The 5,725-nt window shown below is 58.8% G+C and carries 7 protein-coding genes; all 7 read left to right on the top strand.

All coding sequences use genetic code 11. The annotated features are described in order from the left end of the window. A partial coding sequence (locus VA602_RS14735; RefSeq protein ID WP_323453583.1) for a thiamine pyrophosphate-dependent enzyme occupies positions 1–1,028 on the top strand: 1,028 nt, incomplete at its 5' end. Position 1,029: 1 nt separating this feature from the next. Beyond that, a complete protein-coding gene (gene ilvN, locus VA602_RS14730; RefSeq protein ID WP_003250040.1) occupies positions 1,030–1,521 on the top strand; it encodes an acetolactate synthase small subunit in 492 nt (163 codons plus the stop codon). Positions 1,522–1,575: 54 nt separating this feature from the next. Then, entirely contained in the window at positions 1,576–2,592 is a 1,017-nt protein-coding gene (gene ilvC / locus VA602_RS14725) for a ketol-acid reductoisomerase (RefSeq protein ID WP_151926452.1), read from the top strand. Positions 2,593–2,743: 151 nt separating this feature from the next. After that, positions 2,744–3,595: a CDP-diacylglycerol--serine O-phosphatidyltransferase gene (gene pssA / locus VA602_RS14720; protein ID WP_054892580.1), complete on the top strand. Its 852-nt coding sequence runs from the start codon at positions 2,744–2,746 to the stop codon at positions 3,593–3,595. A 78-nt stretch (positions 3,596–3,673) separates the two neighbouring features. After that, positions 3,674–4,687, top strand: a complete 1,014-nt coding sequence (gene msrP / locus VA602_RS14715; RefSeq protein WP_323453582.1) for a protein-methionine-sulfoxide reductase catalytic subunit MsrP — start codon at positions 3,674–3,676, stop codon at positions 4,685–4,687. Continuing rightward, positions 4,687–5,289, top strand: coding sequence for a protein-methionine-sulfoxide reductase heme-binding subunit MsrQ (gene msrQ / locus VA602_RS14710; RefSeq protein WP_063542788.1), 603 nt, complete (start codon positions 4,687–4,689; stop codon positions 5,287–5,289). The genes msrP and msrQ overlap by 1 nt, the downstream gene beginning before the upstream one ends. A gap of 202 nt (positions 5,290–5,491) precedes the next feature. After that, positions 5,492–5,725: hypothetical protein (locus VA602_RS14705; RefSeq protein ID WP_323453581.1), on the top strand; the 234-nt coding region annotated here is incomplete at its 3' end.

The following is a 5,725-nucleotide window of genomic DNA, read 5'->3' as shown; positions in this document are numbered from 1 at the left end:
TGAACCTTCCGGTCACCAACACCCTGATGGGGCTGGGTGGCTTCCCGGGTACCGATCGCCAGTTCCTCGGCATGCTGGGCATGCACGGTAGCTACACCGCCAACCTGGCGATGCACAATGCCGACGTGATCCTCGCCGTGGGTGCGCGCTTCGATGACCGTGTGGTCAACGGCCCGGCCAAGTTCTGCCCGAACGCCAAGATCATCCACATCGACATCGACCCTGCGTCGATCTCGAAGATGATCAAGGCCGATGTGCCGATCGTGGGGCCGGTCGAGAGTGTGCTCAGCGAGATGCTGGCCATCCTCAAGGAAATCGGCGAGAAGCCTGAAAAGGCGGCCCTCGATGCCTGGTGGAAGCAGATTGATGAGTGGCGCGGTGACCGCGGCCTGTTCCCTTACGACAAGGGCGACGGCAGTGTCATCAAGCCTCAGCAGGTCATCGAGACCCTGTGCGAAGTGACCCATGGCGATGCCTTCGTCACCTCCGACGTAGGTCAGCACCAGATGTTCGCGGCGCAGTACTACCGCTTCAACAAACCCAACCGCTGGATCAACTCCGGTGGCCTGGGCACCATGGGCTTCGGTTTCCCGGCAGCCATGGGCGTCAAGCTCAACTTCCCGGACCAGGACGTGGCCTGTGTCACTGGCGAAGGCAGCATCCAGATGAACATCCAGGAGCTGTCCACCTGCATGCAGTACGGCCTGCCGGTGAAGATCGTCAACCTGAACAACGGGGTGCTGGGCATGGTTCGCCAATGGCAGGACATGTCCTACAACGGTCGTCACTCGCATTCCTACGTCGAGTCGCTGCCTGACTTCATCAAGCTGGCCGAGGCCTATGGCCATGTGGGTATCCGCATCACCAGCCTCAAAGACCTCAAGCCGAAACTGGAAGAGGCCTTTGCGATGAAGGACCGCCTGGTGTTCATCGACATCGCGGTCGACCGGACCGAGCACGTCTACCCGATGCAGATCAAGGACGGCTCGATGCGTGACATGTGGCTGAGCAAGACGGAGCGTACCTGATATGCGGCACATCATTTCCCTGCTGCTGGAAAACGAACCTGGTGCCTTGTCGCGCGTGGTCGGTCTGTTCTCCCAGCGCAACTACAACATCGAAAGCCTGACGGTTGCACCGACCGAGGACCCGACCCTGTCGCGTCTCACCCTCACCACCGTGGGTCATGACGAAGTGATCGAGCAGATCACCAAGAACCTGAACAAGCTGGTAGAGGTGGTCAAGCTGGTCGACCTGTCGGAGAGCGCTCATATCGAGCGCGAACTGATGCTGGTAAAGGTCAAGGCTACTGGCGCCCAGCGCGCCGAAATCAAGCGCACCACGGATATTTTCCGTGGGCAGATCGTCGATGTCACCGCCAGTGTGTATACCGTGCAACTGAGCGGCACCAGCGATAAGCTGGACAGCTTCATCCAGGCGATCGGCACCGCTTCGATTCTCGAAACCGTGCGCAGCGGCGTCACCGGCATTGCCCGTGGCGACAAAGTACTCAGCATCTAACTTCACCAATTAGCGATGGTCCTGCGGGGCCGAGATATAACCAGGGGTATTTCCATGAAAGTGTTCTACGACAAAGACTGCGACCTCTCCATCATCCAGGGCAAGAAAGTCGCCATCATCGGTTACGGCTCCCAGGGTCACGCCCAGGCGTGCAACCTGAAAGACTCCGGTGTAGACGTTACCGTCGGTCTGCGTAAAGGTTCGGCTACCGTTGCCAAGGCAGAAGCCCACGGCCTGAAAGTCGCTGACGTCGCCACCGCCGTCGCTGCTGCCGACCTGGTCATGATCCTGACCCCGGACGAATTCCAGGGCACCCTGTACAAGACCGAGATCGAACCGAACATCAAGAAAGGCGCGACCCTGGCCTTCTCCCACGGCTTCTCGATCCACTACAACCAGGTCGTTCCACGTGGCGACCTCGACGTGATCATGATCGCGCCGAAGGCTCCGGGTCACACCGTGCGCTCCGAGTTCGTCAAGGGCGGCGGTATTCCTGACCTGATCGCGGTCTACCAGGACGCTTCGGGCAACGCCAAGAACGTCGCACTGTCGTACGCCGCTGGCGTCGGTGGTGGCCGTACCGGCATCATCGAAACCACCTTCAAGGACGAGACCGAAACCGACCTGTTCGGTGAGCAGGCCGTTCTGTGCGGCGGTACCGTCGAGCTGGTCAAGGCCGGTTTCGAAACTCTGGTCGAAGCAGGCTACGCGCCTGAAATGGCCTACTTCGAGTGCCTGCACGAGCTGAAGCTGATCGTTGACCTCATGTACGAAGGCGGCATCGCCAACATGAACTACTCGATCTCCAACAACGCCGAGTACGGTGAGTACGTCACCGGCCCTGAGGTCATCAACGAAGAATCCCGCAAGGCCATGCGCAACGCTCTGAAGCGCATCCAGGACGGCGAATACGCGAAGATGTTCATCAGCGAAGGTGCGACCAACTACCCTTCGATGACCGCCAAGCGTCGTAACAACGCCGCCCACGGCATCGAAATCATCGGCGAGCAACTGCGCTCGATGATGCCTTGGATCTCGGCCAACAAGATCGTCGACAAGACCAAGAACTGAGTCTTGCCTCGATAGATTAAAAACGCGGCTTCGGCCGCGTTTTTTCGTTTAGGCAGCCAGCTTCTGGTATAAAGCGACCAGAGGCCTGCCGTTAGAACCTGTTTCGCCGGCCTCTGTCGAACTTATTCCACCCAGTTGCAAGGTGCATTTCATGAGCGAACGTCCCGAAGAGCCGAACAAGCCCTCCGACGCCGAAAGCCTGCTACCTGTCGATGAGCATGTTGAGGAAGGTCACGACGCCGAAGGGCGCAAGGTCCGGCATCGCGGCATCTACTTGTTGCCCAACCTCTTCACCACCGCCAACCTGTTCGCCGGTTTCTACTCGATCATCAACTCCATCAGTGCGCAGAGCGCCCTGAGCGCAGGCGACCCGCGCGAGGCGAGCAAGTACTTCGCCTTCGCCGCTATCGCCATCTTCGTCGCCATGGTTCTGGACAGCCTCGATGGCCGTGTGGCGCGGATGACCAACACGCAGAGCGCCTTCGGTGCCGAGTACGACTCGTTGTCGGACATGGTTGCCTTCGGTGTGGCGCCGGCACTGTTGGCCTTTGGTTGGGCATTGGGTGACATGGGCAAGGTCGGCTGGATGGTCGCCTTCATCTATGTGGCCGGCGCTGCGTTGCGTCTGGCGCGTTTCAACACCCAGGTCGGCACCGCCGACAAACGCTACTTCATCGGTCTGGCCAGCCCGGCTGCCGCAGGTGTGGTGGCGGGTACCGTCTGGGCCTTCAGCGACTACGGTATCCAGGGCTCGAAACTGTCGTTCCTGGTGGCGCTGCTGGTGGCGGCAGCAGGCATGCTGATGGTCAGCAATATCAAGTACAACAGCTTCAAGGAGCTGGATCTCAAGGGGCGCGTACCTTTTGTTGCGATCCTGGCCGTGGTGCTGGTGTTCGCCGTGGTGTTCAGCGATCCACCACGGATTCTGCTGCTGATCTTCCTCGGCTATGCGGTTTCAGGCCCAGTGCAGTACTTGCTGCGCGGTCGTCGTCGCAAAGTTTGAAAAAAGATTTAATGCTGGAATAACTCTCCGGCTCCATAGTCTTACTGGTACATCCGCCACCAGTGCTGTGGAGCCGCCATGCTCATCAAGCTTCCCAAGTCGTCCGATTGCAACGAATCGGACGTTACCCCTGAAAGTGTCTATTTCTCTCGCCGCTCTGTATTGGGTGCCTCTCTAGCCGGGTTTGCGTTGGGCGCTTTGCCCGTGCTCGGCCAGGCCGCCGAGGCTTCACGCTATGCTGACGTGGAAGCGGGGTCGACACCTGGCTGGTTCAAGGACAAGCTCGGTGCGACGCGCTGGCAGGCCGTGACGGTCAAGGATGAGGCAATCACGCCGTTCAAGGATGCTACCCACTACAACAACTTCTATGAGTTCGGGCCCGACAAGGGCGATCCGGCGGCCAATGCCGGTAGCCTCAAGACCGAACCCTGGAGCGTGGTGGTCCATGGCGAGGTCGGCAAGCCTGGGCGCTACGCGCTGGAAGATTTCGTCAAGCCCCTGCAGCTTGAAGAGCGCATCTATAGGCTGCGTTGCGTCGAGGCCTGGTCTATGGTCATCCCCTGGCTGGGCTTTCCGCTGTCCGAGGTGCTCAAGCAGGTCGAGCCAACTTCCAAGGCTCGCTATGTGCGTTTCGAAACGCTGCAGGACCCCAAGAGCATGCCGGGCCAACGCTCGGGCTTTGCCCTGATCGACTGGCCTTACGTGGAAGGGTTGCGCCTGGATGAGGCGATGAACCCGCTCGCGATCCTGGCGGTTGGCATGTATGGGCGCGAACTGCCCAACCAGAATGGTGCACCACTGCGTCTGGTGGTGCCATGGAAGTACGGGTTCAAGAGCATCAAGTCGATCGTGCGCATCAGTCTGGTGGCCGAGCAACCGAAGACCACTTGGCAGGGGCTGGCGCCGAACGAGTATGGCTTCTATGCCAACGTCAATCCGCAGGTCGATCACCCGCGTTGGAGCCAGGCGCGTGAGCGGCGGCTGCCCAGTGGTCTGTTCAACCCCAATGTGCGTACCACTCAGATGTTCAATGGCTATGAGGAGGAGGTTGCCTCTCTTTATAGCGGTCTCGATCTTCGGAAGAACTACTGATGCGTTATCCCTGGTTTCGCTTGGCGATTTTCATCGTTGGCTGCCTGTTTCCGGCCTGGTGGTTGTATGAGGCGGCTACGAACCTGCTTGGGCCGGATCCGGGGAAAATCCTGGTAGACAGGTTGGGGCTCGGTGCGCTGGTGTTCCTGCTGGTGACCTTGGGCATGAGCCCTCTGCAGCGTCTGACGGGGTGGGGTGGTTGGATCGTTGCGCGGCGACAGCTGGGATTGTGGTGTTTTGCCTATATCGTCCTGCACATGACGGCCTATATGGTCTTCATCCTTGGGCTCGACTGGGGGCAGCTTGGCGTCGAGTTGCGCAAGCGGCCTTATATCATCGTCGGGGTTATCGCCTTCCTGGGGCTGCTGGCCTTGGCGGTGACCTCCAACCGTTATAGCCAGAGACGGCTCGGCGCGCGCTGGAAGAAGCTGCACAAGTTGGTCTATGTGATCCTCGGCCTGGGCTTGCTGCATTTCCTGTGGATTGTGCGTTCGGACCTGCAGGAGTGGGCTATCTATGCCGGGGTAGGGGCGCTGCTGATGGTGATGCGGGTCCCACCGGTATGGCGGCGGGTGCCCCGTCTGATAGGCCGGCGCGCTTAAGCTTTTCATTCTTATCGTTTTTTTGAAATAAAAGGTTGACGCCCTCTCGGATCCCCTTATAATGCGCCCCACTTCCGCAGCAAACGGAACGCAAAACTCCTTGTTAATCAACGAGTTAAGCGAGTTCGGCAAGGCGTGAAGGGCTTCGATCACCTGATCGGCAGCGGTGAAAAAGGCAGTTGACAGTATCTTCGAGTGCTGTATGATTCGCCTCCCGCTACGAGAGATCGCAGCGAGTCAAGTGTTTGAAGCTAAACGAGTTTCTCGGAAAAAACTTCAAAATAAACGCTTGACAGCAAATGAGGAAAGCGTAGAATGCGCGCCTCGGTTGAGACGAAAAGCTCTTAACCAACCGCTCTTTAACAAATCGAATCAAGCAATTCGTGTGGGTGCTTGTGAGTACGGACTGATAGTCGCCAAGATTATCAGCATCACA

Source organism: Pseudomonas machongensis, assembly GCF_034961125.1.
Lineage (GTDB): Bacteria > Pseudomonadota > Gammaproteobacteria > Pseudomonadales > Pseudomonadaceae > Aquipseudomonas > Aquipseudomonas machongensis.
This window is presented reverse-complemented; position numbering and strand designations above follow the sequence as displayed.